At 40.5% G+C, this 2,810-nt stretch carries 3 protein-coding genes; all 3 read left to right on the forward strand.

Annotated elements, in window-relative coordinates:
- Positions 1 to 747 (forward strand): virulence factor TspB C-terminal domain-related protein (locus tag A142_RS24975; protein WP_019825316.1); only part of this gene is annotated, 747 nt, incomplete at its 5' end.
- Between the two features lie 8 nt (positions 748 to 755).
- Entirely contained in the window at positions 756 to 1,145 is a 390-nt protein-coding gene (locus A142_RS11730; RefSeq protein ID WP_019825318.1) for a DUF2523 family protein, read from the forward strand.
- Complete coding sequence (locus tag A142_RS11735; RefSeq protein ID WP_019825320.1) at positions 1,142 to 2,470, forward strand: zonular occludens toxin domain-containing protein; 1,329 nt, start codon at positions 1,142 to 1,144, stop codon at positions 2,468 to 2,470. Before A142_RS11730 ends, A142_RS11735 begins: the two co-directional genes overlap by 4 nt.
- Positions 2,471 to 2,810 lie beyond the last annotated feature (340 nt).

Genomic DNA, 2,810 nt, shown 5'->3' on the forward strand with positions numbered 1-2,810 from the left:
GACGGTTCTGGCGGTGACGGTTCTGGTGGTAACGGTTCTGGTGGTGACGGTAACGGCTCTGGCGATTCGGGCTCTGGCTCCGGTTCTGGCGGTTCGGGTTCTGGCTCCGGTTCGGATTCTGTGTCTGTCGATTTATCTGGTGTTATTTCTAAACTTAATCAAATAAAAGGTTCTACTGATTCTATTGGAACTGGAATAGACGGCTTAGGTGGAAAGCTTGATTCTATTGGTACTGGAATAGGTGGCTTAGGAGATAAGCTTGATGATATTGCTAATGGCTCAAATACTGATGTCAGTGGTAATAATTGTGATGTTAATAATTTTTCTTGTTCTGGTAATGCTTATGATTGTTTTATAGCTCGTCAAGCTTGGGATAATAAATGCTTAATATCCTCGCTTACTGGTGATATTGGTACAGGTGAGGGCGTTCCTATTGAACATAGTCAGGCTGTTAATGAATCCGGTAACGCTCTTATAAATGATTTGAAAGATTACACATCGAATAAAGGTGATGTTTCTAAGTTGTCCAATGGTGAGGTTGCTCTTTCTGATACGCTAAGTAAATATAACGAGTCTAATGGTTTTAATTTTGATGACCGTTGTCCCAGTCCGACTCAAGTTAATTATGGGTTAGGCTCTTTTGAATTAAATTACCAACCTTTTTGTGACCTCGCTTTATATATTCGAGCTATGTTGATGCTGACCGCTTCTATTGGTTCTGTGTTGATGATTGCTAAACATTCATAGGTGATTATATGTACTCTGCTATTTATACCTCGATTTGGACTTTTTGTTCTTTTTTATTTAGTGCTGCTTTTGGTTGGTTTGGTCGGGCTCTTCCTTGGATTGCTGGATTTTTTGGTTCAACTGTCACTCAAATAGCGTTAAGCTTTGGATGGGGTGTTACGACTTTTTCTGGCTTTAATATTTTAACTTCTTATCTATTGGATTTTGCTGCCTCTGGTATGGCTGGCGTTCCTGCTGCCGTTCCCCAGTTGCTCGGTTTAATGTGGGTTGATAAGGCTCTTAATTTGATGCTTAGTTCTGCATTTGCTTTGATGACTTTAAAAGGTTTGAAAGCGGGTAAAATTTCTCGCGGTGCTTGGAGTGTGCCAGGTTCTAAAACGGGAGGCTTCGGAGCATGATTTATTTAAGAACGGGTTTGCCAGGTGCAAGTAAAAGCTTAAATTCATTACGTGAGATTGTTAATTCTCATAATCCTGATAGGCCATATTTTTATAACAATATTAAGCTGTTAATGCTTGATATGGATGTTTGCCAGTCTTTCTCTGGTTGGTTTTATGGTTGGTTTTTTCCAAACCTTAAAGACAAGGCTTTAAAACGTAAGCTTACTAAAATACTCAAGCCAATTCATAAAGATGGGGACTTTGTCACTCTTGATGATGTCCCGTTCTTGCGTAATCACTTTGATTCACACAATCATTTTTCTACTTGGCTTCACTGGGTTAATAAGGTCTACGACAAGAAACAACTTGTTCAGCTTAATAACTTGCTGGACTGCATGACCGATGAACAAAAGAATAGTGTAGATGCTTGGGAAACAGTTAAGGTCTGTAATCTTCACTTTACCCATTTTGATGATCCAAATTCTTGGTTTGAGCTGCCGACAACTTCGGTTATTTTGATTGATGAATGTCAGGACTTTTTTCCGCCTCGTCCCGTTGGTTCTCGTAAGCCAGAAGCTATTGCACGATTAGAGAAACACCGTCATGGTGGTTACGATATTCACTTTATTACTCAGCATCCGACTTTTGCAGACCAAAACTTACGTAAGCTAGTTGGCCGTCATGTTCATTATCATAATCCGTTTGGTGGTAAGCAGATTACTCGCTTTGAATCTTCCAAGTGTATAGACCCTGATAACTACCATGATAAGAAGCAGTGTAAGAAAAAGGCCATGACTCATGACACAAAGTTTTATGGTGTCTACTGGTCTGCTGAAATTCATACGCATAAGTTTCAGTTTCCTAAAATTTTGATTGCTGGTCTTTTTGCTATTGCTCTTTGTCTTTACTCGGTTTTTTCGGTTTACTCGTTTATCGATTCACAGGCCAATCCCGATGATGTCGATTCACCAGTAGAGCAGGGTGTTGATGTTCAAATACCAGAGCAGCAACCAGCTGTTGAAGTCTCGCCTGAAAACTCCTTACTTCTTGGATATGTAGAGGGCGTTGCTAAAGGGGTTTACATTAACGGGTCTGTTATTTCTCAAGGTGATATTGAATATGCTTTCTATCGTCCAGAGGATGATGCTGTTTTTCATCCTGCTGATATTGGTTTGACGGTTGAACCCGTTTCCCCATGCTTGGCTAATTTGGTCGTTGGTGATGTACGTAAACCCATTATGTGTAATCCGTTTTATGTCCGCGTTCCTGTCGATGATGAAGAAGACGAAGAAGAAAGCCGCGAATTTGGTTCTAAATTTGGTGATTCAGATTCTGATGTTTAGACGAACTAAGCCCCGCAGGGATAAGCGAACATGATCATGCTAAGGGGTTGATTTAGGTTGTTGAGCGATAAGCAGCGAAGCGTAGCAATGTTGGAGAGAAAAACGAAACCCCTTCATCTTGCTAGGCGCTCTTTAATTTTGGGCAGGCTTTGTTGAGTGTTAATTGGTGGTTATAGTTTTACTGGAGGTCTTAAATCGTGATTGAAGCATATGATTTTGTTTGGTGGCATTTGCCGTTGTGGGTGGCTGCATATGGCTTGTGGTGGATGTTCTTTTCATGGCTTGGTGCTGATGTTCGTCATTCTCGTTGAGTGCGTATTATGATTTTTATGTTTGCTAT

Origin of the sequence: Vibrio splendidus 12E03 (assembly GCF_000272105.2) — a bacterium.
In the GTDB taxonomy this organism is placed as follows: domain Bacteria; phylum Pseudomonadota; class Gammaproteobacteria; order Enterobacterales; family Vibrionaceae; genus Vibrio; species Vibrio splendidus_I.